This window comes from Bradyrhizobium sp. USDA 3315, from assembly GCF_054056795.1.
Genome location: NZ_JBSRYP010000001.1, coordinates 4615243 through 4641000, shown reverse-complemented (window position 1 = coordinate 4641000; position 25758 = coordinate 4615243). Strand labels below are relative to the sequence as shown.

Sequence of the window (25758 nt, the reverse complement as noted above, 5' to 3'; positions counted from 1 at the left end):
AGCGATGGATATGCTGCCGCGTATAACGGTCTGGTTGCAGGTTCGCATAGAGGCGGCGTGCGAATGCACAACGTGGTCGCGGACGTATCCGTTTGCACGTACCGAACGGTCCACATAGGATGATGGCGCCCTATTCTTCGACCGAGGTTGCAATTGCGATAGGCGTCTCACTGGACACCTTCTATCGCACGCGTCAAATCCGGCACGAGCGCGACGGCTTGCCAGCGCCGATCAGCGAACGCGGGCCGCTTAAATGGGAACGTACTGGCTTTGACGCCTGGCTGACTCGGCATCATCCTATGCGACCGAAGACGATCGCTGGTGACGCATTCTCTGCACCGCCGGCAGCAAGCGATGAAGAACATCGCGAGCGGCTTAGAATGGCCTATGGGGATCATGGCGCTTGACATTCAAGGTCGCCCTAGATTCCAATGGTGCCCTCTCACTTCGGCACCGAGACTTTCAATGGCCGATCCCAAATTTCCATACGTGAAGTGGCGTGACGGCCGTCCGCGCTCATCACATGGCGCTTACGCTAGGGCGCTCGGCTTTGTCGATACCGACCTGCGCCATCCGCCCCACGACGAAAAGGGCCGCCCGGTCGGCGCGTGGTTCAATCTCCAGGAGGCGTCCGACTTTTCCGACAGACGACGATCGGAAATCGATGCGGCGCGCCGCGCTGGTAAGCTGCCGAAAAAGATTACGGTCCGCAAGCGCACCACGATCGAGGATCTTCTAGACGATTGGAGCAAATCGGCCGAGTTCAAGGCGCTTTCGGCCGCGTCGCAATCCTCATATCGCAAGTGCATCTCCGCCATCCTATACCGGCCGCAGACGCGCGAAGCCGCTGCGAAGATGCGTGCCGAGATCCGCGCCGCCAAGCTGCTAGGCGTGGCCGAACCCGCGCGCGAACTGGAGGCGATTGCGACCGCCACACCATCCTCAATCGGCAAACCGGAGCTTCGAGCGTTCTACAATTATGCGAAATCGGTCCGTGGCCATCATATGGCGCTGTCGATGATCGCGACGCTATCAGCTGCACTCACCTGGGGCCAGGAAAGCGTCCTATGGCGCCTTGGGCCCAACCCGCGAGAAGGAATGGAATTCGATCATCCGGACGGCCGCATCGTGCTGGTCGCAATGCCGGAATTTTCCGCCTGGGTTGCCGCAGCGGATGCAATCGAACGATCGTCGATTGGCGACAGTTTCTATCTCGCGCTGTTCACTGGACAACGCCAGACAGACCGCTTGATCATGCGCAATGAAAGCGACGCCGAGGGACGGCACACGTTTCGGCAGAGCAAGACTGGCGAACTCGTCGACATCAAGGAAGCACCACAACTCACCGCACGGCTGAATGCGGCGCGCGCGCGGGTGAAGGCACTCAAGCTGCGGCTTCAGCTTGAGACGGTACCGGTCGAGTTGGTCGTCAACGAGGACAATGGCGAACCTTATGATGAGAGCACCTATCGGCATTGGGTGTCGACCGCGCGTGCCGTCGCCGTGTTCGGCTTCCTCGCACGTGATACCGCACGACAGGCAATCGTCCGCGCGGAGCGACTGACCTCCGAGTTGACCAGGATCGTCGACAGGCTCTTTGCAACTTTCCCGCTCGACGAAGAGAACAAGGCACGGCGAGCCCGCGCGGTCGATCAGCGCGCGCATGCGCTGGCGCAATGGCTGGATGCGCAGACGGTGCGCGACAGCAATGGCGATGAAGCAGCATGGCGGCTGAAACCGTGCCAATCGCTGATGTTCGTCAATGGTGCCGGCGAACTCGACCAGAAACACGATCAAGATCTGCGCGATACTTGCGTCATGTTGCTCGATCGTGCTGGCTGCGATTTGCTTACCATCTGCGACATCACCGGGCATTCGTACCGAAGTGCGCAAACCATCGTGAAGCATTACCGCGCCCGCAATGTAGATCGCGCCGACGCCGGCATCGACCGGCTCGAATTGCAGGTACGCAAGGAAGGGATGAAGGGCTAATCGCCAAAGGCCCGACGGCTTGCAAGGTTGATGCTGTGGTGATGATGACGAACGCCATCCCGTTAACGGCTTTCCGAGCCCCCGCCAACGCTTGGCCACACGGCCGGCTATTGGCTCCAGCACACCGCCAGCACAGTCGACTCGCGCGGTGTTCCGCTTCGTCTTAGCGGCGAAGTGCGGACAATTCCCCTGTCTATTTTGGCGGCCACGTGCAGACCGGGTTCCATCGAAAACATTCAGAGAACTCGATTCGTCGCACGGCGTGCGACGTACGACCACAAAAAGCGTCGCACGAGACTCGTTTTGTTCTCCACCGTCATCCCGCGAAGGTCTTGGAAAATAAGGATTTTCCTTTGGTGGGCGCACCAGGGCTCGAACCTGGGACCCGCTGATTAAGAGTCAGCTGCTCTACCAACTGAGCTATGCGCCCGGAACTTGTCCGGAAATGACCCTCGCAAGAGAGCGGTCGTTTAGCAAAGCGATTCCCCGATGTCCAGCAAGCTCAAGCAAGTTTTCCCGACTTTCTGACAACCGAAAGGCCGCCGGAATCCGGCGGCCTTTCATAGACTTGGCGAGGGTGCCGGCGGACAGCGCTCAGAGCCGGCCGGAGCGCTCCTGATCAGGGCCATCGTCGCGGTCGAAACGGTCGTGATCGAAGCCGCGGCCGCCGCGCTCCCAGCGGTCCATGCCGCGCTCTAGGCGGTGGCGGCGCCAGCCTTCGGCGCCGAAGCCGCGCCCTTCCATATGGGTCAGCATGCTCAGCCGCCGCTTCTGGTTGTCGTCGAGCGTCTTGTAGAGCGGGTCGGCGGCATCGGCGATCTTCGTCAGCGACGTCGCGGTCGCCGCCATGTTGCCGGCGCGCTCGCGCAGGCGGGCGACCGGATCATCCGGCTTCTGCGACTTGTCCGCATCGGTCTTCTCGGCGGCCATCCGCGCATTGGCACGATCGAGCCGCATCTTCGCGAAGTCGCGCACCGCGGCCTCAACCGGCGGCCACAGCTTCTCCTGATCGGCGTTGAGCTTCAGCCCGGCGTGGACGGCGGCGATCCGCGCGTCGAGGAAGGCGGCCCGATCCTCGGGGCTCATCCGCATATGGCCGTGGAACCAGGGACGATGCTGGGCATAGACCGCGGTCGAACCGGCAATCGTGAGCGCCGCGATGCCGGCGAGCAGAACTTTCTTCATACGAACCTCCTTTGAAGGTTGCTCGAAGATGATGCCGCCCGCCCGCGCCTTCAACTTACGGATTGGACAGAGAGAGCTCTGTTACCAAGATGTAATCCGCTTTCATTGCACCGCAGAAACATCCAAGGCGCGAGGTCGCGCTTTGGATGTCTGTTGTTTGCGCTAGATCATGCCGAGCAAGCGCGGCAGCCACAGCGAGATCTCCGGCACGTAGGTGATCAGGCCGAGGAACACCAGCATCGCGCACAGCCATGGCAACACCGAGATGGTGATCTCGCTGATGCCCATCTTGGCGATACTGCTCGCAATGTAGAGGTTGAGCCCGACCGGCGGGTGGCACAGCCCGACCTCGGTGTTGACGATCATCAGGATGCCGAGATGCACCGGGTGCACGCCGAGCTTGGTCGCCAGCGGAAACAGGATCGGCGCCATGATCAGGAGGATCGACGACGGATCCATCACGTTGCCGGCGAGCAGCAGGATGATGTTGACGACGAGCAGGAACATCCAGACCGAGAAGTTCTTGTCGATGATCCAGGCCGCCATCTCCTGCGGGATCTGCTCGTGCGTCATCAGGAACGAGAACAGCACCGCGTTGGTGATGATGTAGAGCAGCATCGAGCTCATGCTCGCCGCCTGCAGCAGCACCTTCGGCACCTCGGAGAGCTTCAGCTCCTTGTAGACGAATACGGTGATGAAGAAGGCGTAGGTCGCGGCGACCGCTGCGGCTTCGGTCGGCGTGAAGATGCCGCCATAGATGCCGCCGAGCACGATCACGATCAGCAGCAGGCCCCAGATGCTTTCGCGGAACGCCTTGAACTGCTGGCCGATGGTCGCGCGCGGCATCTTCGGATAGCCGTTGCGCTGCGCGACGAAGAAAGTCACCGCCGCCAGCATCAGCGCGAGCACGACGCCCGGCACGATGCCGGCCATGAACAGCGCGCCGATCGAGGTGTTGGTGGAGACGCCGTAGAGCACCAGGATGATCGAGGGCGGCACCAGGATGCCGAGAGCGCCCGAGGTCGAGATCACGCCGACGCCGAACCGCTTCGGATAGCCGTGATCGACCATCGCCGGCATCATGATCGAGCCGATCGCAACCACGGTGGCGACGCTCGAGCCCGAGATCGCCGCGAACATCGCGCAGGCCGCGACGCCGGCCAGCCCAAGGCCGCCGGGCAGATGCCCGACCAGCGAGGTCGTGAACGCGATCATGCGCCGCGCGACGCCGCCGCGGGTCAGGAAGGTGCCGGCCAGGATGAAGAACGGGATCGCCATGATGCCGAAATTGTCGAGGCCCGAAAACAGCTTCAGGCCGACGCTCTCGATCGGCACCTCGGTCATGGTGAACAGGAAGGTGAGCACGGTCAGGCCGAGCGAAATCGAGATCGGCATGCCCGTCAGCATCAGGGCAAACAGCAGTCCGAAAATAAGTGCGGCGCTCATCACGCTTCTCCAAGCGCGACGGGCGCGGTCTTGCTGGTCTCGACGCCATCGACATGGGAGGCGTCATGGTGCGGCAGGTCGTCGGTCCACCAGTAATTCCAGCACACCTGCAGGAAGCGGAAGCACATCAGATAGGAGCCGAGCGGAATGCAGGCGTAGACGATCCAGCTCGGGATCTCGAGATCCGGTGAGACCTGGTCGGTATGCATCAATTCGAACACGAATTTGGCGCCCATGGTGCCGACGATCCCGGTGAATAGCGCGCCGCCGAGCAGGCCGAAGGTGATGGTGCGCTTGCGCCAGAAATCGTTGAGCCGGTTGATCAGGACGTCGACGCCGACATGGACGCCGGCGCGCACGCCATAGGCGGCGCCGAACTTCGCCATCCAGATGAACATGTAGATGCAGAGTTCCTGCGACCAGGCGAGATTGATGCCGAACAGGTACGGATAGAGCGCGGGAACGTCGACCAGAAAACGGTGCACGACCGTGACGAAGGTCAGCAGCGTCGCGGCCCCCATCAGGCTCGCGATGATGATTTCCTCGAGCCGGTCCAGAATTTTAAGCAGCATTGATCTCCCCTGTCATGGCCTGATGCGGCAACCGGCCACGGCACCCTGGCCGCGGCCTCACGCGGCCGCGGCGTTCACTATGTTTGCGGTTCAAGTCCCGCGTGACTGTTGCCGTCGATCGGAGCTGCCTCCGATCTACCTCGCCCCGCGTGCGGGGAGAGGTCGAAATTCAAGCGCAGCTTGAATTTCCGGTGAGGGGGAGCTTCCGCGAGCACATCTGGAGCCGCGTTCGCGGAGAAGGCCCCTCACCCCAACCCTCTCCCCGCAAGAACCGGGAGAGGGAGCTCGTCTGGCATCGCCTCAGCGGCGAAGCATCGCAGCTAGTTCATCGGGCTGCGGCCGGTTTCCTTGAGGAATTCGTCGATCAACGGCTGGCCGACGCGCGATGCCACGTCCTTGTAGACCGGCATCATCGCCTTGCGCATCGCCTCGTCCTGCTCCGGCGTCAACGCGACGATCTCGGTCTTGCCGGCCTTCTTGATCTCGGCGAGCGCGTCGTCGTTTTCCTTGGCCGACTGGCTGTTGCCGAACTCGGTGGCTTCCTTCATTGCCTTGGAGAGCTGCTCGCGGATATCGGCCGGCAGGCCGTCCCAGAACTTCTTGTTCACGACCACGACGTAGCCGATGTAGCCGTGATTGGTGACGGTGGCGTACTTCTGCACCTCATGCATTTTCTGGGTGTAGATGTTCGACCAGGTGTTCTCCTGGCCGTCGACCACGCCGGTCTGCAGCGCCTGGTAGACGTCGGAGAATGCCATCACCTGCGGGATCGCGCCGAGCGCGCGGAACTGGGCTTCCAGCACCTTCGACGACTGGATGCGGAACTTGAGCCCCTTGTAGTCGGCGGGCGCGACCAGCTTCTTGTTCGCGCTCATCTGCTTGAAGCCGTTGTCCCAATAGGCGAGACCGGTCATGCCCTTGGAATCCAGCTTCTTGAGCAGCTGGGCGCCGAGCGGCCCGTCGGTGACCTTCCGCAGCGACTTCAGGTCGGGCAGGATGTAGGGCAGATCGAAGACTTCGAATTCCTTGATGCCGATCGGGCCGAACTTCGAGTTCGACGGCGCCAGCATCTGCACCGCGCCGAGCTGCAGCGCCTCGAGCTCTTCCTTGTCCTTGTAAAGCGTCGAGTTCGGGTAGACCTCGACCTTCACCTTGCCGCCGGTGTACTTCTCGGCGAGTTCCTTGAACTTGTCGGCCGCCTTGCCCTTCGGCGTATCCGAGGCCACCACGTGGCTGAATTTGAGAACGATCGGCGACTGCGCCGCCGCAGGCCCGACAAAGGTCAAAGCCGCGATCGACGCCGCAGCCAATATGAGTTTACGCATGTTTCCTCCCGCGTAATTGCGGAGCGCGAATACCGGCCCCGAGACATCCGGTCGCACCATTACAGACAAGCAAAGACGATTGCCATTGCCCCTTTAGCAGGGGCCAATTGCACCATTGCTGCACTGCAAAATTCGATGCGGCGGTATCCCCTTCGGCTCTTGCGACCGTTCAATGACACCGCCCGCACGCTGTGCCCGGCCACGGCAATGAGGTCAATGCGAGGTTTGGCAATGGCGGGTTCGCCGGGCGCGAATGCTGCGCGTGTTTCTTGCCGGCTGTCGCCCTGCGAAAACAGAGATCCATACGCCGCGGCAAATCTTGCAGATGTGACTCTTCGTTGTCGTCCTGGCGAAAGCCAGGACCCATAACCACCGCATTTGATTGTGAACGAGGTCGTGGCCCCAGCATCGCGCAACAAGTCTCATTTGGGGTAATGGGTCCTGGCTTTCGCCAAGACGACACTGACGCCAAGACGACACTGAATGTGTTGGACCACGTGTGGCTCATGCTTCCGCAGTCTCGCGGCGCATTGCGTCCGAGCTTTGCATCTTGTTCCGCCCTCACCTCAAGCAGAGGGCGCAGGGAAAGCCGGGTGCCGATCGCACCCATGGGCCCCGAGCAATGGGTAGAAAGCTCGGGGGTAGGACCACAGGTGTAACCGGAAACAACCCGGCTTTCCCTGCGTGATGGGCTACGGCTTACTTCGTGCTCTCCCCGGCGAGACTGGGCTTGGTTGTCACCGTCTTCGCAACGCGCACTGCGCAATCGGAAAAGACACCTGCCGCTAGGGCGTCAGGACCACACGACTTCACCGTCCGCCTCATGCACGTTCGTCAACTGCGCAATCGGCGTCCACCGCATCTCGACCCACGTTCGTGACGACCGCGAAGCGCCCCTCGTGTCGGGTGAGACGGGCAGACCATACACCGAGCCACGCTTCGGATAAAGCGAAATATTTTTGCTGCGAAGGCTTGCGCCCGTCGGGCAACTCAGTGGTAGCGGCCCTCCCCGGTCCTTTCGTCATTGCGGGCGACGCACCAGCGTCCGGTGTCGCCTCGCCGAGCGAACGGAATCCGGTCGATCAGGCGTCATTCCCTCCGCAGGATTTTATCCATGGCCTTTCCACGCGCCAGCTCATCGATCAGTTTATCCAGGTAACGAATTTCCCGCATGGTCGGCTCTTTGATTTCCTCAACCCTGACACCGCACACCATGCCCTTGATCAAGGCCCGCGAAGGATTCATTTCAGGCGCCTTTGCGAAGAACGTTTCGAAGTCGGTTTGTTTTTCCAACTGAGCTTCCAGCTCCTTCGAACCGTAGCCGGTCAACCAGGAGATCACCTGATCAACCTCCGCTTTGGTGCGTCCCTTCTTCTCCGCTTTCGCGACATAGAGCGGGTAAACGCTTGCGAAGCTCGTGGTATAGATCCGATGCTTGGCCATGAATTGCTCCGAACGTTCGTATTCCGGGGTCTCGACGAGGAGATATTAGTCCTGGGTTGAACCGGCTCCGCCAATCCGAAGTGTCGCACGTGGCTAGGGGCATGGCGATGGCCTGCTGCCTCCCGTTTCGTCCCCAGCGCTCGCGTGCGGCGGCCCGCATGCGTTGGCAGCAATCGCTCTACAGCGACGGCAACCGCTCTGGGGCGGCGCCCCACCCGATCCGTTAGATCACCACCATGTCCAATCCACGGGCGGAAACAATGCGGCCCGCCGGGATCGAACATCAGGATCGAACGCAGGAGTTTTCAACGATGAACCAGATGATCCGCAATACTCAGGAGACAAGCATGAACCTCGACAATGTCTCGCACGCCGGTCAGCCGGGGCCAAACGAGTTGGTGCCATCGCGCTACGCGCTTAAGATCGGCGAGATCGACGTGCTGGTCGTCAGCGACGGGGTGCTGCCGCTGCCGACCAAGATGCTGGCGCACAATGCCGAGCCGGCCGTCCGCGCGGCCTGGCTGGACGACATGTTCCTGCCGCCGGACGCGTTCGACTGGGCGCTGAACGTGGTCGTGGTGCGAAGCGGCGGGAAAACCATCCTCGTCGACGCCGGGCTGGGGTCGGACCCGGACCTGCACCTGCCGAAGGCCGGGCAGACGGTCAAGCGACTGGAGGCGGCCGGTATCGATCTTGGGTCCGTGACCGACGTGGTGCTGACCCACATGCACATGGACCACGTTGGCGGGCTGCTCGTCGAGGGCGTGAAGGAGCGGCTGCGTCCGGACCTGCGGATCCATGTGGCGGCTGCCGAGGTCAAGTTCTGGGAGGCGCCCGATTTCTCCCGCGTCTCGATGCCGCCGGGTTTCCCCGACGCGCTTCGTGCGACGGCCAAGCGGTTCAGGAAGGAATACCAGAGCCAGCTGCGGCTGTTCGACGAGGAGCACGAGGTGGCGCCCGGAGTGGTCGTCCGTCGCAGCGGCGGCCACACTCCCGGCCACAGCGTCGTTCGTCTGGCGTCCGGCGGCGACCGGCTGACATTCGCCGGTGACCTCGTGTTCGCGGTCGGGTTCGAGCACCCCGAATGGCACAATGGCTTCGAACACGATCCCGAAGAGGCGGCCCGCGCCCGGATCAGTCTGTTGCGGGAACTGGCGGCGAACCGCGAGTTGCTGGTTGCCACGCATATGCCGTTCCCGTCCGTCGGACATGTCGCGGTCGAGGGTGACGCCTTCCGTTGGGTGCCGGTGTTCTGGGACTACTGAGACCTTGTCGAGTTAGAGCCGAACCGGGGCGCGTACTCATATCGATCATGGGGGCGGGCTCCGGCTTCCGCGCGGCCCTTCTGAGCAAAGGTCGGCTACGGGCCCCACAAGCTGTCATTCAAGCCGGTCGAGAGCGAATTAGCTTGCCTTGCTTTGAGTCCTTTTGCACTCTCAGGCAAAGGAGGCCGATGCATGAAGATAATGACCGTCGCGTGCGCTCTCGGAGCGGCCCTCGTGCTGTGCAACCTCGGGACGTCTGGTGCTGAAGCCCGGGCGCGGAAGGCACAAGTCGTTCATGAACCAAGGAGGGTCATTATCCCGACGCCCGTGATAAGGCCAACTCCGTGGGACTATTATATTGTTCCACGATATCAATATCGCCCTGAAGACGACCGGGTCGATCCATACGCCCCGCCCCTGGTGTCGTCGTGGCGCCTCTATGAGGCGTGGCGGTGGCCATACTGGTGGTGAACAGCGATCGCGCCAAACAGATCACATTCCGAGTGGTGATCGTCCCCTGACGGACGGGGACTAGCTGTGAAGTTGCGCGTTGAGGCCGTCCCAATTTGGCGTACGCTTGGTTGCCTCAAGGGCACCGCTCTGGGAATTCCGACGAAAAAGCAGGCCCTTCTGGCCCGAGAGTTCTTTGGCTTTCAGGACTCGGCCATCTTCCAAAAGGATGCGCGCGCCTGCCGTGACATAACAGCCCGCTTCGACGATACAATCGTCACCCAATGAAATGCCGATACCGGCGTTGGCTCCGATCAGGCAGCGCTCACCGACTGTAATCCTCTCTTTCCCTCCTCCGGACAGAGTGCCCATGATCGACGCTCCGCCACCAACGTCGCTGCCGCTTCCGACAACCACACCGGCGCTGATCCGGCCTTCGACCATGCAGGGACCGAGCGTACCCGCGTTAAAATTGCAAAAGCCTTCATGCATGACGGTCGTGCCCGGGGCCAAGTGGGCTCCGAGCCTTACGCGATCCGCATCTGCAATTCTCACGTCTGCGGGCGTCACATAGTCAGTCATGCGCGGAAATTTATCCACGCCTGTCACCTCGAACGCGAGGGCACGCTTTCGTGCCTCCATTCGCGCGTCCGGTACACGAGAGCACTCACAGGGACCGAGGGTCGTCCAGGCAACGTTAGGTAAGAGACCGAAAACTCCCTCGAGGTTCAGGCAATTCGGCTGGACGAGCCGGTGGCTCAGCAGATGGAGTCGAAGATACGCGTCGTGCACGTCAGTCGGTGCAGATGCAAGGGAGCCAATTTCTGTGCGGATTGGAACGATGTCGACATTGCGAATGTCGTCGTGTCGCGCATATCCGTCCGCCGACTCGCCCAACGATCTGGTGATCTCGTCGCTCGCCAGCCGCACCGTTGCCGTCTTGTCGGCCTCCGCGACCAGGCGCAGCTGAAGAAACCAGGAATCCAGCACGCGCCCTTCAGCGGCAATCGTCGCAAATCCCTCGCCTCTCGCGCCCCTCAGCTCCATCGTCATCTGAATTTCTCACACTGCGATCCTGCACGTCATGCATACGCGAGTTCTCGTGGAAATGGCAACTTCCGGGCTCTCAAACAGGTCCGCTTTGGGGCAAAGGGCGACATGGGTCCACGCCGCAGCGACGCCCCGCTCTTACGCTCTGAGCGGACGTCGATCGACGGTGCTTGCGGTGCTGTGTCGGGCGAGCGAGTAGCCGGCGGGCGGCTTTCCGCGCTTCGTCCCCGGACCGCTATTCCGCCGCGGTCCGGATATCGATCTTCTCGGCGCGGACCGCGCAGAACTTGAACTCCGGAATCTTGCCGAACGGGTCGAGCGCCGGGTTGGTCAACAGGTTGGCCGCCGCTTCCGCGTAGCAGAACGGCATGAAGACCATGTTCTCGGGCACGTCGCGGTCGGCACGCACCTTGACCTCGACCGCGCCGCGGCGCGTCTCGAGACGGATGAAGTCGCCGGGCGCGAGTCCCTTCTTGTGCATGTCCTTCGGGGTCATGAACGCGACCGCTTCGGGCTCGATCTGGTCGAGCACCTGGGCACGGCGCGTCATCGAGCCGGTGTGCCAATGTTCGAGCACGCGGCCGGTCGACAGCACCATCGGGTACTCGTCGTCGGGCAGTTCGTCAGGCGGGATCACCTTGGCCGGCACGATCTTGCCGCGGCCGCTTTCGGTCGGGAAGCCGGTGGTGAAGATGATCTCGTTGCCGGGCTTGTCGGGATCGTCGACCGGATAGGTCACCGCGCCCTCGCGCACCAGGCGCTCCCAGCTGATGTTCTTCAGCGACGGCATCAGCTCGGCCATCTCGGTGAAGACCTCACCCGGCCCCGCATAGTTCCAGGGCAGTCCCATCCGCTTGCCGATCTCCTGGATGATCCAGAGATCCTGCCTTGCATCGCCCGGCGGCTTGATCACCTCGCGCGCCAGCTGCACGCGGCGGTCGGTGTTGGTGAAGGAGCCGGACTTTTCGGCGAACGCCGAAGCCGGCAGGATGACGTCGGCGTGGAACGCGGTCTCGGTGACGAACAGGTCCTGCACGACGAGATGATCGAGCTTGGCGAGCGCCTCGCGCGCGTGCTGCAGGTCGGGATCGGACATCGCGGGATTCTCGCCCTCGACATACATGCCGTGGATTTCGCCGGCGTGGATCGCGTTCATGATCTCGACCACGGTCAGGCCGCGCACCGGATCGAGCTCCTGTCCCCACAGCTTTTCGAAGGCGCCGCGCATGTCGTCGCGGCCGACCGGCTGGTAGTCCGGAAGGAACATCGGAATCAGGCCGGCGTCGGAGGCGCCCTGCACATTGTTCTGCCCGCGCAGGGGATGCAGCCCGGTGCCGGGGCGGCCGACCTGGCCGGTGATCAGGGCCAGTGCGATCAGGCAGCGCGCATTGTCGGTGCCGTGGACGTGCTGGCTGATGCCCATGCCCCAGAAGATGATCGACGATTTGGCGCGGGCGTAGGCGCGTGCAACCTCGCGCAGCGTCTCCGCCGGAATGCCGCAGATCTGGGACATGCGCTCCGGCGTGAACTCCTGGATCTTCGCCTTCAGCTCGTCATAGCCCTCGGTATAGCCGGCGATGTACTGCTCGTCGGTCAGGCCTTCGGTGATGATCGTGTGGATCATCGCGTTCAGCATCGCGACGTCGCTGCCCGGTTTGAATTGCAGGTGCTCGGTGGCGTGGCGCGACAGCGTCTGCCGGCGCGGGTCCATCACATAGAGCTTGGCGCCGCGCTTGGCGGCGTTCTTGATGTAGGTGGCGGCGACCGGATGGTTCACGGTCGGATTGGCGCCGATCACCCAGATCACCTCGGCGTCGGCCGCGGCCGCGAACGGCGCCGACACCGCGCCTGAGCTCAATCCCTCGAACAGCGCCGCCACCGACGAGGCGTGACACAGCCGCGTGCAGTGATCGACATTGTTGGAACCGAAGCCGGTGCGCACCAGCTTCTGGAACAGATAGGCTTCCTCGTTCGAGCCCTTGGCCGAGCCGAAGCCGGCGAGCGCCTTGGCGCCCTTCTCGTCGCGGATCTTGCGCAAGCCCGCAGCAGCGAGATCGAGCGCCTCCTCCCATGTCGCTTCGCGGAAATGGGTGTAGGGATTGGCCGGATCGACCTGGTCGTTGGCATCCTTCTTGACGCCGGGCAGCCGCACCAGCGGCTTGGTCAGACGATTGGGGTGATGGATGTAGTCGAAGCCGAAGCGGCCCTTGACACAGAGCCGGTTGTGATTGGCGGGACCATCGCGGCCTTCCGCGTAGATCACCTTCTCATCCTTGACCTGGTAGGTGACCTGGCAGCCGACGCCGCAATACGGACAGAGCGAATCCACCTTCTTGTCTGGATAGGTGACGCGGGTCTGCTTGTCGTCGAGCATGACCGCCGGCATCAGCGCGCCGGTCGGACAGGCCTGCACGCACTCGCCGCAGGCGACGCAGGTCGATTCGCCCATCGGATCGTCGAAGTCGAACACGATCTTGGCGTCGTGGTTGCGGTAGGCCATGCCGATCACGTCGTTGACCTGCACCTCGCGGCACGCACGCACGCAGAGGCCGCACTGGATGCAGGCGTCGAGATTGACGCTCATCGCCGGATGGCTGGTGTCGGCGTGCCAGCGTTCAGTCGCGGGAAAGCGGCTTTCGGTCACGCCGGTCTTCTCGGCCCAGTGCCAGAATTTCGAGTCCGGATCGTGCGAGGTTTCGCGCGCCGGCTGGTCCGCCACCAGCAGCTCCATCACCATCTTCTGCGCCGCGACGGCGCGCTGGCTGGCCGACTTCACTTTCATGCCGACCGTCGGCATCCGCTTGCAGGACGCCGCCAGCACGCGCTCGCCTTCGATTTCGACCATGCAGGCGCGGCAATTGCCGTCCGGCCTGTAGTCCGGAGCGGGCGAATAGCACAGATGCGGGATCTCGGTGCCCTGGCGCTTGGCGACCTGCCAGATCGTCTCGCCGGCCCGCGCCTCGACCTGCTGGCCGTCGAGCTCGAACTGAATCGTCAGGCCTGAGTTCTGATTGTTGCTCATTCAACTCCTCGTCGAAATTCGTCTGCTCGGCCTTGCCTACTCGGCGGCTTGCTGCGGACGAAAGCCGTCCGGAAAATATTTGATCACGGAGGTCAGCGGATTGGAGGCCGCCTGACCGAGGCCACAGATCGACGCATCGCGCATCGCCTGGCTCAATTGGTCTAGCAGTTCCTTGTTCCAGACCGGCTGCTGCATCAACAGTGCCGCCTTCTCGGTTCCGGCGCGGCACGGCGTGCACTGCCCGCAGCTCTCGTCCTCGAAGAACTTCATCAGGTTCAGCGCGGCGTCCCTGACGTCATCGGCCTGCGAAAGCACGACCACGGCGGCGGAGCCGATGAAGCAGCCATATTTCTCCAGCGTGCCGAAATCGAGCGGGATGTCGTCCATCGACGCCGGCAGGATGCCGCCGGATGCACCGCCCGGCAGATAGGCCTGCAAGGTATGGCCATCGGCCATGCCACCGCAGAACTCGTCGATCAACTCGCGCAGCGTGATGCCGGCGGGAGCGAGCTTGACGCCGGGATTCTTGACGCGTCCCGACACCGAGAAGCTGCGCAGGCCGTGGCGTTCGTTGCGGCCGTGGCTCTTCCACCAATCGGCGCCCTTCTCGACGATGTCGCGCACCCACCACAACGTCTCGATGTTGTTGATCAGCGTCGGCAGGCCGAACAGCCCGACCTGGAACGGATATGGTGGCTTGTGCCGCGGCAGGCCGCGCTTGCCCTCGATCGATTCCAACAGCGAGGATTCCTCGCCGCAGATATAGGCGCCGGCGCCGCGCCGCAGATGCAGCGTCGGACCACCCGGTGGGAGCTTCGCGATCTCGCGCGCGAGGATGTCGCGGCAGGCCGGGTACTCGTCGCGGATATAGATGTAGACTTCCGGCGCCTCGACCACGTGGGCGCCGATCAGCATGCCCTCGAGGAAACGATGCGGATCGGTCTCGAGATAATAGCGGTCCTTGAACGTGCCGGGCTCGCCTTCGTCGCCGTTCACCGCCATCAATCGCGGACCGGGCTCGCCGAGCACCGCGCGCCACTTGCGGCCGGTCGGAAAACCGGCGCCGCCGAGGCCGCGCAGCGACGCATCGTCGAGCGCCTTCAGCAGGTCTTCGCGCGGCAGCTCGCCTGAGCGCAGGCGCGCCAGCAGCCGGTATCCGCCGCCCGCCACATAGGCGTCGTAGTCGACATATGGCGGAAGGTGCACATGGGTGTCGCCGCTCTTCGCCGCCGCCAGCACATTGGTGACGGTCGCATGATCGACGAAGTTGTGGCCGACCTCGGCAGCGGGCGCGGTGTCGCAGCGGCCGACGCACGGTGCGCGCACGACGCGGATGCCGGGGCCGGCGCGGTTCTGCAGATCCTTCAACAGCTGTTCGCCGCCGAGCATCGCGCAGGTCAGCGAATCGCAGACACGTACGGTGAGCGGCGCGATGTCAGCCTCGCCTTCCTTCACGATGTCGAAATGCGCGTAGAAGGTGGCGGTCTCGAACACTTCGGCGAACGACAGCTTCATCTCGTCGGTGAGCGCGGCAAGATGCGCCGCCGAGATCTGATGGTATTTGTCCTGGATCAGATGCAGATACTCGATCAGGAGGTCGCGCCGCCTCGGACGATCGCCGAGCAGCGTCTCGATCTCATGGGCGGCCACGGGGTCGACCTGGCGTCCCTTGGGCGTGGCCTTCGCTCGCTTCCTGCCCTGTCCGGGATGCTCGAACGCACGAACCTTGTGAACGTCGTCTCGACTCATGAAGCCTCGCCTTGGGAACCACGCTTTGCGCGAATTGCACTGCTTCGACGAACTCTATTCTCTGGTATGCCAGAGGCAAGCAGTTTTAGAACGTCTCTAGCAGCGTCGGGTTGCCGCGTAGGCCATTGTTTATGTTTGCCTATCGGGCGATCTGATTTTGCTATCGCGCACCCGTCGCGCTGCGCGGTCCCGACCGCGTTTCAGCTCTCACAGCAGGTCGGCGTAGCCGAGAAAGCCGACGGCATCGCCAGGTTCAACCCGCACCACCGACTCGCCGAGTTCGACCAGTCCATCGGTCTCGATCAGCGACGACAGCAGACCGGCTCCCTCGCGAGGAAACTTGTTCGCTTCCAGCGTACCGTCCGTCGCCCGTCGCAGCGAGACGCGGACATATTCGCGCCGCCCACTCTTCTTCTTGTAGCTGAAGGCCGCCCGCACCGGCATCGGCAGCAAGGGGGACGGCACAGCGCCCGATAGCGCCAGCACGGTCGGCCGCACGACATGAACGAAGGTGACGAAGCTCGCCACCGGATTGCCGGGCAGGCCGATCAGCGGCGTGCCGTCGATGATTCCCATCGCCACCGGGCGGCCGGGCTTGATCGCCATCCGCCACAGCACCAGCGAGCCCGCCTGTTCGATACCGGCCCTGACGTGGTCCTCTTCGCCGGTCGAGACCCCGCCGGTGGTCAGGATCAGGTCGTAGCGCCGCGCGACCTGCTTGAGCGCCGCGGCGAGCTCGGCCCGCTCGTCGCGCAGGATGCCGAGATCGCCGACCTCGCAACCGAGCCGCCGCAGCATCGCCATCAGCATGAAACGGTTGCAATCGAACAGTTGCGCTTCGGCGCGCGCGCTGCCGGGCGCGGCTAGTTCGTCGCCGGTCGAGAACACCCCGACGCGAAGCCGACGCACCACATCGAGCGTGGTGAGCCCGAAGGCCGCGGCGACCGCGATATCCTGCGGGCGCAGCCGCCGGCCCGCCGCCAGCGCGACATGGCCGCGCGGAATGTCTTCGCCGCTGGGGCGCACATTGGCGCCGACCTTCAGGCCGGACGGCAGGATCACGCGCCCGGAATCGTCGATCCGCACGTCTTCCTGCATGAACACGGTGTCGGTGCCTTCGGGCATCGGCGCGCCGGTGAAGATCCGCACCGCCTGTCCGGGCTGCGCCGGCTGCGCCGACGCGCCCGCCTGCACCCGTCCGGCAACGGGGAACGCGCGCTCGCCGCTCGCCGGCAGGTCCGCGCCGGATACCGCGTAGCCGTCGACGGCGGAATTCTTGAACGGCGGCAGCGCAAGCGGCGCGACAATGTCGTCGGCCAGGATGCGTCCGTCCGCATCCACCAGGGCAACGGCTTCGGTCTCGCCGACAGGCTTGACCCGCGCGGCGATGATCGCGACGGCCTCATCGACCGACATCATCGGTCCGCCGAATGCGAAGCAGTCGTCCGAAAGCTGCGCCATGATCTCCCTCAGTCCTCGCCATCGACAAGATTTGTTCGACCCGGATCGCGAACTGCGGCGTTATCCTTAAAGCCGGACCGATCGATGGCAGTTCCCGCGACGCGGCGGAGAGTCGCCAGTCAGTCTCCGAACGTGCTTATATCCCTAGCTGCGATGCCATGTGAACCCATCTGGACGTCAAGCAGTGCCCGAGAAGACCACCGCTCCCATCATTGTTCCTGATCCGGACGATCCACGCCTGACGGAGCGCGTGGTCGGCGTCGATCAGACCGGCGCACGGACCGAGATCAAGGTGCCGGTCGAGCGGCCGCTGACGCTGTACCTCAACGCGCAGGAGATCGTCACGATGATGACGATCAACGACTATCCCGAATACCTCGCGCTCGGCTACCTCTTGAACCAGAACATGCTCAAATACGACGACGTCGTCACCGAGGTCGAATATGACGACGATCTCGAGGTCGTCGTGGTGCGCACCGCGCACCACACCAATTTCGAGGCCAAGCTGAAGAAGCGCACGCAGACCTCGGGCTGCGCCCAGGGCACGGCGTTCGGCGACCTGCTCGAAGCCGTCGAGAAGGTGGCGCTGCCGAAAGCCGAATTGCGAACCTCCTGGCTCTACCGGATGACGCACACCATCAACACGATGCCGTCGCTCTATCTGGAGGCCGGCGCCATTCACGGCTGCGTGCTGTGCAAGGAGGCGACGCCGGTGTGCTACACCGAGGACGTCGGCCGGCATAATGCCGTCGACAAGATCGCGGGCTGGATCTACCGGCACAATGTCGATCCGGCCGACAAGATTCTCTACACCACCGGCCGGCTGACCTCGGAGATGGTGATCAAGACGGTGCGGATGGGGATCCCGATCCTGGTCTCCCGCTCCGGATTCACGGCGTGGGGCGTCGATCTGGCGCGGCAGGTCGGGTTGACGCTGGTCGGGCGCGCCCGCGGCAAGCGCTTCATCGCGCTGTCCGGTGAGGAGCGGATCGTCTACGACCAGAACCTCGACTATGTCGAAGAGGAATCGATGCGTCACAAGCGCAAGGGCGAGACCGACAATGACTGACATTCCGGGGACTAGCATCCCGGGCGTGCTGCTCGCCGGCGGCCTCGCGCGCCGGATGGGCGGCGGCGACAAGCCGATGCGCAAGATCGCGGGCCGCACCATTCTGCAGCGGGTGATCGACCGTCTCGCTCCGCAATGCAGTGGGCTGATCATCAACGCCAATGGCGACCCGGCGCGCTTCGCCACGTTCGGCCTTCCGGTCGTCGCCGACGATGTCGCCGATTATCCCGGTCCCCTCGCCGGCATCCTGGCCGCGCTCGACTGGACCGCCGCCAACCGGCCGGATGCGCAATGGGTGCTCAGCGCCGCGGGCGACTGTCCGTTTCTGCCGCGCGATCTCGTCACGCGCCTCGAAGAAGCGCGTCGAGCGCAGAATGCCGAGCTCACGGTCGCTTCATCCGGCGGGCAGACGCATCCCGTCATCGGCCTCTGGAGCGTGCGCCTGCGGAACGAGTTGCGCAAGGCGCTTGTCGTCGAGGACGTGCGCAAGATCGACCGCTGGACCGCGCGCTATCCGCTCGCAACGGTCGAGTGGCCGACCGAGCCGCTGGATCCGTTCTTCAATGCCAATACCGTCGAGGACATCGCGGAAGCCGACCGCCTCGCCGCGCTCGACGGCGGCTGATATCCGCCGTGCCGTTTAGCTCGGCCACGGCGTGCTGCGGATCCGGGTGCAGGCGTTCGGCCTGTGAAATGTGGGATCGCGCTCCGCGACGAAGTCGAAATTGACAGAGCCGAACGTGGTCTGCGGCTTCTTCAGGGCCGAGCAGGTCTGAACCTCGATGAACTCGTTCTTGAAATCGCCGCGGGGCAACGCGGCAAGGACGCCGTCGCGCTGCTCGGCCGTATAGTCATCGTATCCGACGCCGACGGCATCGACCAATACGCCCGCATTGGTGAGCGCGATTTCCGGCCGCATGTATTGCGGAATGCCGGGCGTGGTGTGCAATGCGATCGCCTCCCACACCAGGTCTGCTTTGGGCTCGGCGATGCCGTGGCTCCTGAGAAATTTGCGCGCCGCATCGGCGCCGTCGACCTCAAACCGTTTGGTGTCGGTATGAAAATGATCGACGAGGCCGAGATCATGAAACAGCGCGGCAACATAAAGCAGTTCAGCGTCGAACTTCAGATTTTGACTGGTACCCTTGAGCGCGCCGAACACAAACACGCGGACCGAGTGATTGAACAACATCTCGGTCTCATGTTGCCGCACCAGCTCGGCGGCTTCCCGCGCGATCTTGCTGTCCGGGATTCGAACGCTGGAAATCGTGTCCACCATCATCGCACTCCTGCCCTGTGTAGCGTCCCGGATGGATGCACTGGACGGCCAATGGCGTCACGATTCATGCGCGCCGGCACTCCGCTGCAGTGAATCGCACCCCACTACCTAACCCGCGAAGCGGCAACCGGAAGGCCCCTGCCGCATGAAGATTCTGCAGGGAGATCGTGAGGCTGGTGCAATACGGAAAGCGCGATCGGGTTCAGCCGATCGTGCCTCGCCTGATCCAGCCGAAGCCTGACCGGAAGCAGCCGGCACAGGCTCCGCTGGGTCGCGGCGATCAGTGCCCCGCGGCGATCCGGGTCGGGCCGCAGACGTCGTCCTGCGAGTCCTTGTCGTGGCCGCGGCCATTATCCTTCATCCGGCCGTGATCACCATCGCAATTGACGGGAGCGAACGACACGCCACGATAGACCATACCGAACGCCGGCGGCGCAACCACGTCAAAGGCTTCGTTCGCCGGAAGCGTTGTCGCCGCGACCCTGTCCGTGATGGTGACGACTTGATTCGGATCGGCGCCGGGCTCGACCGAGTTGCCTACGGTCGACGTCACCGCGAAAAGCGTCGCGGTGCCGTCGCGGTTGACGCGGCCGGTGATGTTGCGCAGGCCGCCGGTTGCCGGATCAGTCGGATAGCCGTTGACATGATAGAGCGTGCCGAGGTTCAGGCCCTTTTGCAGCGTGTAGGCAAGGCTCCAGCTGCCGTTGACATAGACCCACTTCTGAAGACCTGCGGTCGGTGACGTGGCGGCGTCGGCGAGATTGCCGTCACCTTCCTGGGCGACATAAAGCGTCGTCGAATTGGCGAACCAGATGCCAAAGGGATAGAAGCCGTTCGCGCCCGAGTTCGCCGAGGGATTGTTCGGGAAACCCGGAAGAATGCTGAACGTCGTCGACGCGGCCGTATCCCTCGTCGGCAACACGCCCGGCTGGCCGACCTGATAAACCGTGTTGATGCCGTTGCTGCCGCTGCCCTTGGTCACGTAAAGCGTGTTGTCGGAGATCGCGAGACCGCGGAAATTATCGTCCTTGCCGGACTTGTCGGCGGCAAAGCCAAGCTGGGCAACCGAGAAGCCGAACTGGAAGCCATTCTTGCTGCCGGGCGTGCCCTGCTGCACGCCAACCACGGCGTCGGAACCATCGACACCGGGCGTCGCAAGTTGAACGCCGGTGTCGTTGACGACGAGCACTGGCTGGGTGCCGCTGCCGTTTCCGGCATTGCCGACCGTGAAATACTGGTCGGCCTGGGTGCCATTGACCTTGTTGGCGCGGATCGCGCCGCGGCCATTGTCGCCGCTATAGACATTGACCTTGGTCCGGTGCAGCGAGCCGTCGAAATCCAGCTCCGCGACCACGCGCGCATGCACACCGGTGTCCGGATTGGTCGGGTCGACGTGGTTCGGCGAATTGGAGTTGGAAACGTCCAGCTGGTTCACCGCCGCGTCGTAGCCCATGAACGTCACGGCCTTGCCGTCGGGCGACAAATGCAGCGACAGTTCAGACTTGGAGCTGAAGCTCGTCACCGCCACGTCCGCCGGGACGGTCAGCGCGCCGATTTCGCGCAGCCGACGGCCTTCCAGATGAAATTTCTTGATCACCACCGGCGCGGTCACGCCGAAATTCGAATCGACAGCCACGTTGTTGAAGACCCCCGGATAGCTGCCGTCGGCCACAGCCGTCGCGCCGGTCGGCAATGTCTGGCCTACGGTGACGGTCGATGGGTTGCCCGCATAGACCGCGGTGCTGACCAGCAATTCGTGCGGATTGCCCGCGGTCTGGGACAACACCGGATGGACCGCAAAAAGCACCGGTGAGAGCGCCGTACCCGCGATCAGGCGCCGGACAATCGCGCGGCGAAATGTTTCCGGAGTTGTTTGCGATTTGGCGATCGATTTGAACATCCGAAGACCCCCCATTCTTTGAAAATTGGAATGGGTTTCCTCATACGGGGCCGATCGCAACACTCGTGTGACAGATTGCCGCACTTCGTGTTCACGTTCCGGAAATCTCGCGGCTCGCGTGCCCGCCGATGCGGGAGACGCCAAAGGGCGATGAGATTGGGTCGGATCGTCACCGCGCCTTGGCTCATGGTTCGAGCATGATCGCCGCGCAAACGCTTCGCGTTGATCGCTTAGCTGGCCCGTCCGCCAACCCGGCCGACCCGATCCGTTTCGATCGCCCGCAGATAGTCCAGCATCAGACGGCTGGTTGCCGACAGATGCGCGGTGTCGCGGACCACGATCTTCAGCTCGCGCCGTCCCCAATCGTCGCGCAGCGGGATCGCGCGAAGGCCCATGCCGGCGCCGACCACCTCGAAGGCGCGGCCGGGGATCAGCCCGAGCCCCATATTGGCCTGCACCATGCGGCAGACCGCATCGAAGCCGGGCACATTGATGCGCAGCCGCATCGCCTTGCCGGCTTGCGTCGCCGCATATTGCGAGCGCAGATAGATCGAGCTCGCGGTGTGCAAGCCGATATGGTCGAAATCGAGCGTCTCGGTGAATAGCAATGTCTCGCGGCCGGCCAGCCGATGGTCGGCGCGCATCACCACCACCAGATTGTCGTAGCGATAATGGAAGGCCTCGAGCGCGCGGCTGTCGGCCTCGGCCGAGCAGATGCCGATCTCGGCCGCGCCCTCCTCGATGCCGCGCACCACCTGCCCGCTCGGCCGCTCCTGCAGATCGACGCGGAGCAATTCATGCGCGGCGAAGAAGGCGGAGAGATCCTCGGGCAGGTATTGCACGATCGCCGAGAGGTTGGCGAGCATGCGGACATGGCCGCGCACGCCTTGCGAATATTCCGACAGCTCGACCGCGATCTTCTCGACATTGAGCAGCGTCACCCGGGCGTGGTGCAGCAGCGCCTCGCCGGCCGGCGTCAGCGCCATGCCCTTGGCGAGCCGCTTGAACAGCGTGACGCCGAACGCCAGCTCGAAATCGTTCATCCGCTTCGACACCGCCGACGCCGCGATCCCCTCGCGCTGCGCGGCGCGGGTGAGGTTCTGCTCGTCGCAGACCGCGACGAACAGGCGAAGCGTTGTCAGGTCGACCCGGCGCGTCAGCGCGGTCTCCGCCGGCGTGGCGGCGCGCGGAAGGTCTGTCACGATGGAGGAGATCGGCATGGACGGCGTTCCCCAGGAAAGAACGCAGCGTAGCGCTGGAGATGGCGCGGAAGATTCCAAAGCAGTGCGGGATGGAGCGGAATATTGGTAAATGATTCCAACGGTAACCGGAATGATCTAATTTTATTCCAATCTGGCCAACTACCGCCGTCATTGCGAGGCGCGAAGCGACGAAGCAATCCATGTATCAGGAATCGGAGAGATGGATTGCTTCGCTACGCTCGCAATGACGGAGGACTCTCGCTCTAGATCTGCACGCCCGAACGAAAAACGCGGCGCCGGGGCGCCGCGTTTCAACCTGTCGGTCGACCGCGCTCGTCAGCCCGCAGCCTTGGCCGGGACGTCGCGTTGGCGCTTCATCACGATCTTGTTCAGCGCGCCGAGATAGGCCTTTGCGGAGGCGACCAGCGTGTCCGGATCGGCGGCGCGGGCAGTCATCGAGCGACCTTCATGGGCCAGACGCACCGAGACTTCGGCCTGCGCGTCGGTGCCTTCGGTCACCGCGTGCACCTGATAGAGTTCCAGCTTGGCCTCGTGCGGCACCAGGCGCTTGATGCAGTTGAAGACGGCGTCGACCGGGCCGTTGCCCTCGGCCTCTTCGATCTTGATCTGGCCGTCGACGTCGAGCTTCATGGTCGCGCGCTGCGGGCCGTGGGTGCCGGCGATCACGGTCAGCGAGGTCAGCTTGATGCGGTCGTGCGCGGCCGCCATCTCCTGGTCGACCAGCGCCTCGATGTCCTCGTCGTAGATGTCCTTCTTGCGGTCGGCCAGCGCCTTCATCCGCGTAAAGGCATCCTCCAGCTGGTTGGCGCCGAGCTTGTAGCCCATCTCCTCCAGCTTGTGGATGAAGGCGTGGCGGCCGGAATGCTTGCCGAGCACCAGCGAGGACTGCTTCAGGCCGACCATCTCGGGCCGCATGATCTCGTAGGTCGAGGCGTCCTTCAGCACGCCGTCCTGATGGATGCCGCTCTCATGCGCGAACGCGTTACGGCCGACGATTGCCTTGTTGTACTGCACCGGGAACGAGGTGGCCGCGGACACCACCTTCGAGGCGCGGGTGAGCTGCGTGGTGTCGATCTTGTTCCAGAACGGAAACTTGTCGTTCCGCACATTGATCGCCATCACGATCTCTTCCAGCGCGGCATTGCCGGCGCGCTCGCCGATGCCGTTGACGGTGCACTCGACCTGCCGCGCGCCGCCGACGACGCCGGCCAGTGAGTTCGCGACCGCCATGCCGAGGTCGTTGTGGCAATGCACCGAGAAGATCGCCTTGTCGGAATTCGGCACGCGCTCGATCAGCGTGCGCATGAAGTGGGTGTATTCCTCCGGCACCGTGTAGCCGACGGTGTCGGGGATGTTCACCGTGGTGGCGCCGGCCTTGATCACCGCTTCGACGATCCGGCACAGATAGTCCATCTCGCTGCGGGTGCCGTCCTCGGCCGACCATTCGACGTCGTCGATCTGGTTGCGGGCGCGGGCGACCATCGCGACCGAGGTCTCGATGACCTCCTCGGGGGTCTTGTTCAACTTCACCCGCATATGCAGCGGCGAGGTCGCGATCACGGTGTGGACGCGGCCGCGGCGGGCGAACTTCACGGCTTCGGCGCAGCGGTCGATGTCGGCCGGATGGGCACGGGACAGGCCCGCGATGACCGAGTTCTTGGAGCGGCGGGCGATCTCGCTGACCGCCTGGAAATCGCCTTCCGAGGTGATCGGGAAGCCGGCCTCGATGACGTCGACGCCCATGTCGTCCAGGAGTTCGGCGACCTCGAGCTTCTCCTCGAAGGTCATGGTGGCGCCGGGGCACTGCTCGCCGTCGCGCAAGGTGGTGTCGAAAATGATGACGCGGTCCTTCTCGGACTTGTTCGCGGTGGCCATGTCAGAAATTCCTTTAAGCTTTGCGCCCGTCATGTTGCTCCTTGAGCAATTACCTGGGCGATATCAGGGTTCGGTGATCTCGTACAAACCCCTGAGTGCCCAGGCGCAAACGCCCAGCCGGCCCTCAGGGGCAGGTAAGAAGAAGGCCGCCAATAAGCAGGGTGGGCGCTGCGGCAGGAATCGTGGCGGTAGCCTGGGCCACCTCCCCCGAAATCCCATCAATTTGGCCGCGAATCAGCATTGCCAGACCCTGTTGAGCGCCAAAATTCTCGGGCAAAACCATTGACGGTTGGTTGCCGGGACGCGCTGTGCGCCGTCGTTCTAGACGATTATGGCAAGCCGCCGCAATGGGTAAAGATGGTCAGGTGGATTGACCTATCGTTGCCGCATGGCGGGGGCGCGATCGCTCTCACCTGACTTCCGCCCGGGGCTCAGCTCGTTGCACCGCGGGTATCATCGCCCATGCTCCTCGCCGGACCACAGCCACGTGCCGCTGCATCCAGGTGTGAAGCCAACCAGCGAGGATCACGGACACGATCGTGATCACCAGACCGCCGATCAGGTCCGCGACGTAGTGACCGCCGACGATCGGCGTTGCCAGGATCATGCCCAGATTGACGAGCGTCATCGGGATGCGCAGCCAGCGGATGTTCCAGCTTGCCCAGATCAGGATCAGGGCTGCCGCGCAATGGAAGCTAGGAAACGCGATCAGTCCCTTGCCCTGGAAATTGCGCAGGCTTCTGAGGCTTCCTTCGCGAATCCGGATCAGCTCGTCGATCCAGCCGTCGGACGACAGCGGCAAATTCCGGAACGAGGATATCTCGGTATCGCTGAGATGCAGATGGGTCCACGCCGTGGTGGCCGGAACCAGGGCAAAAATCCCAATCGTCAGCAGCAGTGATATGATCGCCGCCAGGATGAATTTCTCAAGCGTCTTGACATCCTTCTTGATGGCCAGCGCCAGGATCACAACATTGGGTAGATAAAAAATCGAGTTATAGAATTCGCTCACGATGCGGACCATCGTGTCCGAGCCCGCGAAGAACCCCGCATAAGCTCTCCAATCATATCCGATCAGCTGATCAGCACGCAGCAATTGGTCGTCGATCAAGGGACGGCCGACTGTCGCGGCGGCATAGGTCAACATCGTCGCGGCGATCGCAACCACCAGATTCTGCGACCAGCAGTTTATGAACAATTGGACGAATTGGATTCGCAGTCCCTTTGTCACGAGGTAGGCGCTGAGCAAGATCGCTGCCATCCCGCCATAGCCGGCCCAATTGACATCGACGTGCCGGAATCCGGACCAATGGAAGGCAGCAAAGCAACCAGCCAGGAACAGCAGGACAGGCGCCCATAGCACGCCCCTCAGTGCGACATCGTTCGCGTTGTGACTGCCTGTCGCTAAATCTGTGGTTGTCATGCCCCCATGTTGCGTCAATTCATTAAGAT

The 25758-nt window shown here is 63.3% G+C and carries 18 protein-coding genes and 1 tRNA gene; 4 read left to right on the top strand and 15 right to left on the bottom strand.

Annotation, left to right across the window (positions count from 1 at the left end; translation table 11 throughout):
- Positions 1-354: 354 nt before the first annotated feature.
- Positions 355-1992, top strand: coding sequence for a hypothetical protein (locus ACVIYL_RS21360; RefSeq protein WP_456779616.1), 1638 nt, complete (start codon positions 355-357; stop codon positions 1990-1992).
- Between the two features lie 354 nt (positions 1993-2346).
- Here the strand turns inward: ACVIYL_RS21360 and ACVIYL_RS21355 are convergent.
- From ACVIYL_RS21355 to ACVIYL_RS21330, 6 genes are all read right to left on the bottom strand, one after another.
- Positions 2347-2422, bottom strand: a tRNA-Lys gene (locus ACVIYL_RS21355).
- A 164-nt stretch (positions 2423-2586) separates the two neighbouring features.
- On the bottom strand, positions 2587-3177 hold the full coding sequence (locus ACVIYL_RS21350; protein ID WP_028332421.1) for a Spy/CpxP family protein refolding chaperone: 591 nt from the start codon (positions 3175-3177) through the stop codon (positions 2587-2589).
- Positions 3178-3339: 162 nt separating this feature from the next.
- Positions 3340-4623, bottom strand: coding sequence for a TRAP transporter large permease (locus tag ACVIYL_RS21345; RefSeq protein ID WP_168857133.1), 1284 nt, complete (start codon positions 4621-4623; stop codon positions 3340-3342).
- Complete coding sequence (locus tag ACVIYL_RS21340; RefSeq protein ID WP_225649490.1) at positions 4623-5195, bottom strand: TRAP transporter small permease; 573 nt, start codon at positions 5193-5195, stop codon at positions 4623-4625. The genes ACVIYL_RS21345 and ACVIYL_RS21340 overlap by 1 nt, the downstream gene beginning before the upstream one ends.
- A 320-nt stretch (positions 5196-5515) precedes the next feature.
- A complete protein-coding gene (locus tag ACVIYL_RS21335; protein ID WP_028342401.1) occupies positions 5516-6520 on the bottom strand; it encodes a TRAP transporter substrate-binding protein in 1005 nt (334 codons plus the stop codon).
- A 1089-nt stretch (positions 6521-7609) separates the two neighbouring features.
- Positions 7610-7963, bottom strand: coding sequence for a DUF2200 domain-containing protein (locus ACVIYL_RS21330; protein WP_057020632.1), 354 nt, complete (start codon positions 7961-7963; stop codon positions 7610-7612).
- A gap of 311 nt (positions 7964-8274) precedes the next feature.
- Between ACVIYL_RS21330 and ACVIYL_RS21325 the strand changes: the two genes are divergently transcribed.
- The gene (locus tag ACVIYL_RS21325) at positions 8275-9228 is read left to right on the top strand and encodes an MBL fold metallo-hydrolase (RefSeq protein ID WP_092090555.1); all 954 of its coding nucleotides are present in this window, start codon (positions 8275-8277) and stop codon (positions 9226-9228) included.
- A 531-nt stretch (positions 9229-9759) separates the two neighbouring features.
- Here the strand turns inward: ACVIYL_RS21325 and dapD are convergent.
- The 4 genes from dapD to ACVIYL_RS21305 all read right to left on the bottom strand — a co-directional run bounded on the left by dapD (position 9760) and on the right by ACVIYL_RS21305 (position 16960).
- A complete protein-coding gene (dapD, locus tag ACVIYL_RS21320) occupies positions 9760-10731 on the bottom strand; it encodes a 2,3,4,5-tetrahydropyridine-2,6-dicarboxylate N-succinyltransferase (protein ID WP_456779615.1) in 972 nt (323 codons plus the stop codon).
- A 232-nt stretch (positions 10732-10963) separates the two neighbouring features.
- Positions 10964-13750, bottom strand: coding sequence for a formate dehydrogenase subunit alpha (gene fdhF / locus ACVIYL_RS21315; RefSeq protein ID WP_456779614.1), 2787 nt, complete (start codon positions 13748-13750; stop codon positions 10964-10966).
- A gap of 36 nt (positions 13751-13786) precedes the next feature.
- Positions 13787-15499 carry an NADH-ubiquinone oxidoreductase-F iron-sulfur binding region domain-containing protein gene (locus tag ACVIYL_RS21310; protein WP_253607635.1) on the bottom strand — a complete coding sequence of 571 codons (1713 nt, stop codon included), beginning with the start codon at positions 15497-15499 and terminating at the stop codon, positions 13787-13789.
- A gap of 207 nt (positions 15500-15706) precedes the next feature.
- Positions 15707-16960: a molybdopterin molybdotransferase MoeA gene (locus tag ACVIYL_RS21305; protein WP_456779613.1), complete on the bottom strand. Its 1254-nt coding sequence runs from the start codon at positions 16958-16960 to the stop codon at positions 15707-15709.
- Between the two features lie 184 nt (positions 16961-17144).
- On the opposite strand from ACVIYL_RS21305, the gene ACVIYL_RS21300 reads away from it, so the two are divergent.
- Positions 17145-18029 carry a formate dehydrogenase accessory sulfurtransferase FdhD gene (locus tag ACVIYL_RS21300; protein ID WP_082653657.1) on the top strand — a complete coding sequence of 295 codons (885 nt, stop codon included), beginning with the start codon at positions 17145-17147 and terminating at the stop codon, positions 18027-18029.
- Positions 18022-18654, top strand: coding sequence for a molybdenum cofactor guanylyltransferase MobA (mobA, locus tag ACVIYL_RS21295; protein ID WP_456779612.1), 633 nt, complete (start codon positions 18022-18024; stop codon positions 18652-18654). The genes ACVIYL_RS21300 and mobA overlap by 8 nt, the downstream gene beginning before the upstream one ends.
- 15 nt (positions 18655-18669) lie before the next feature.
- Here mobA and ACVIYL_RS21290 read toward each other — a convergent pair whose 3' ends face one another.
- The 5 genes from ACVIYL_RS21290 to ACVIYL_RS21270 form a co-directional block, all read right to left on the bottom strand.
- A complete protein-coding gene (locus ACVIYL_RS21290) occupies positions 18670-19308 on the bottom strand; it encodes an HD domain-containing protein (protein WP_456779611.1) in 639 nt (212 codons plus the stop codon).
- Between the two features lie 280 nt (positions 19309-19588).
- Positions 19589-21208 carry a hypothetical protein gene (locus ACVIYL_RS21285; protein WP_456779610.1) on the bottom strand — a complete coding sequence of 540 codons (1620 nt, stop codon included), beginning with the start codon at positions 21206-21208 and terminating at the stop codon, positions 19589-19591.
- Between the two features lie 230 nt (positions 21209-21438).
- Positions 21439-22428 (bottom strand): LysR family transcriptional regulator, encoded by a 990-nt coding sequence (locus tag ACVIYL_RS21280; RefSeq protein ID WP_456779609.1) that lies wholly within the window; start codon positions 22426-22428, stop codon positions 21439-21441.
- Between the two features lie 318 nt (positions 22429-22746).
- Complete coding sequence (locus ACVIYL_RS21275; protein ID WP_038383406.1) at positions 22747-24306, bottom strand: 2-isopropylmalate synthase; 1560 nt, start codon at positions 24304-24306, stop codon at positions 22747-22749.
- Positions 24307-24715: 409 nt separating this feature from the next.
- Complete coding sequence (locus ACVIYL_RS21270) at positions 24716-25729, bottom strand: phosphatase PAP2 family protein (protein ID WP_456779608.1); 1014 nt, start codon at positions 25727-25729, stop codon at positions 24716-24718.
- Positions 25730-25758: the final 29 nt, after the last annotated feature.

Coding starts and splice junctions, on each gene's coding strand:
- ACVIYL_RS21360 (WP_456779616.1), top strand. CDS start 355: ATGAAGAACATCGCGAGCGGCTTAGAATGGCCTATGGGGATCATGGCG.
- ACVIYL_RS21350 (WP_028332421.1), bottom strand. CDS start 3,177: ATGAAGAAAGTTCTGCTCGCCGGCATCGCGGCGCTCACGATTGCCGGT.
- ACVIYL_RS21345 (WP_168857133.1), bottom strand. CDS start 4,623: ATGAGCGCCGCACTTATTTTCGGACTGCTGTTTGCCCTGATGCTGACG.
- ACVIYL_RS21340 (WP_225649490.1), bottom strand. CDS start 5,195: ATGCTGCTTAAAATTCTGGACCGGCTCGAGGAAATCATCATCGCGAGC.
- ACVIYL_RS21335 (WP_028342401.1), bottom strand. CDS start 6,520: ATGCGTAAACTCATATTGGCTGCGGCGTCGATCGCGGCTTTGACCTTT.
- ACVIYL_RS21330 (WP_057020632.1), bottom strand. CDS start 7,963: ATGGCCAAGCATCGGATCTATACCACGAGCTTCGCAAGCGTTTACCCG.
- ACVIYL_RS21325 (WP_092090555.1), top strand. CDS start 8,275: ATGAACCAGATGATCCGCAATACTCAGGAGACAAGCATGAACCTCGAC.
- dapD (WP_456779615.1), bottom strand. CDS start 10,731: ATGACGATGGAGCTGAGGGGCGCGAGAGGCGAGGGATTTGCGACGATT.
- fdhF (WP_456779614.1), bottom strand. CDS start 13,750: ATGAGCAACAATCAGAACTCAGGCCTGACGATTCAGTTCGAGCTCGAC.
- ACVIYL_RS21310 (WP_253607635.1), bottom strand. CDS start 15,499: ATGAGTCGAGACGACGTTCACAAGGTTCGTGCGTTCGAGCATCCCGGA.
- ACVIYL_RS21305 (WP_456779613.1), bottom strand. CDS start 16,960: ATGGCGCAGCTTTCGGACGACTGCTTCGCATTCGGCGGACCGATGATG.
- mobA (WP_456779612.1), top strand. CDS start 18,022: ATGACTGACATTCCGGGGACTAGCATCCCGGGCGTGCTGCTCGCCGGC.
- ACVIYL_RS21290 (WP_456779611.1), bottom strand. CDS start 19,308: ATGGTGGACACGATTTCCAGCGTTCGAATCCCGGACAGCAAGATCGCG.
- ACVIYL_RS21285 (WP_456779610.1), bottom strand. CDS start 21,208: ATGTTCAAATCGATCGCCAAATCGCAAACAACTCCGGAAACATTTCGC.
- ACVIYL_RS21280 (WP_456779609.1), bottom strand. CDS start 22,428: ATGCCGATCTCCTCCATCGTGACAGACCTTCCGCGCGCCGCCACGCCG.
- ACVIYL_RS21275 (WP_038383406.1), bottom strand. CDS start 24,306: ATGGCCACCGCGAACAAGTCCGAGAAGGACCGCGTCATCATTTTCGAC.
- ACVIYL_RS21270 (WP_456779608.1), bottom strand. CDS start 25,729: ATGACAACCACAGATTTAGCGACAGGCAGTCACAACGCGAACGATGTC.